A 1,086-nucleotide genomic window follows, 5' to 3' on the forward strand; every position below is an offset into this window, starting at 1 on the left:
GAAGTCGGACGGCGCGCCCTGCCCTCGGCGGAGTGTGTAGAGGGTGGTGAGGTTGCCGGTTTCTTGGATGGCGGGGGTGAGGACGGGGTGGGGGCTGGTTTCGATGGTGGTGTGGTGTCCGGTGTTGATGAGGTGGGTGAGGGCTTGGTGGAAGAGGACGGGTTGGCGGAGGTTGGTGTACCAGTAGGTGGCGTTGAGTTCGGGGCCTTGGACGGGTTGGCCGGTGACGGTGGAGATCATGGGGATTTGGGCGGGTTGGGGGTGGATGTGGGTGAGGGCTTGGAGGATCTCCTGTTGGTGGGCGTCGACTTGGGGGGAGTGGGAGGCGTAGTCGACGTTGATGCGGCGGAGGTGCAGGCCGTGTTGGTGGCATCGGGTGGTGAGTTGGTCGAGGGCTTGGGGGGTGCCTGTGATGACGGTGGTGGTGGGGGAGTTGTGGGCGGCGATGGTGGCGTCGAGGTCGGTGAGGTGTTGTTGGATGTGGTGGGGGTTGGTGTTGATGGTGGCCATGCCGCCGTGGCCGGTGAGGTGGCGCATGGCGGTGGAGCGGGTGGTGATGATGTGTGCGGCGTCGTTGAGGGTGAGGATGCCGGCGATGTGGGCGGCGGCGATTTCGCCTTGGGAGTGGCCGATGACGGCGGCGGGGTGGATGCCGTTGGTGGTCCAGAGGTGGGCGAGGCTGGTCATGACGGCGAAGAGGGCGGGTTGGACTTTGTCGACGTGGTGGAGCCAGGTGTCGTCGGTTCCGGTGAGGGTGGGGATGAGGGGCCAGTGGGTGAGGGGGTCGAGTGCTTGGGCGCAGGTGTTCAGGGCGGTGCGGAAGGCGGGTTCGTGGGTGTAGAGGTCGCGTGCCATGCCGGCCCATTGGGAGCCTTGTCCGGGGAAGACGAAGACGGGTCCGCGTCCGGTGGGTCCGGCCAGGCCGGTGATGAGGTGTGGGGTGGGTCGGTTCTCGGCGAGGGCGTGCAGGGCGTTGATGGCGTGGTCGCGGTCGTCGGCGAGCACCACGGCTCGGTGGGGGAGGAGGGCGCGGGTGGTGGCGAGGGTGTGTGCGGTGTCGGTGAGAGGCAGGCCGGGGTCGGTTTC

Annotated in this window: 1 protein-coding gene; it reads right to left on the reverse strand. The window is 67.7% G+C overall.

The features are described 5' to 3' along the window. On the reverse strand, nucleotides 1-1,086 hold a 1,086-nt coding region (locus LQ326_RS47245; protein WP_234545388.1), incomplete at both ends, for an acyltransferase domain-containing protein.

The sequence above is a fragment of the Streptomyces shenzhenensis genome (genome assembly GCF_021462265.1).
Lineage (GTDB): Bacteria > Actinomycetota > Actinomycetes > Streptomycetales > Streptomycetaceae > Streptomyces > Streptomyces shenzhenensis.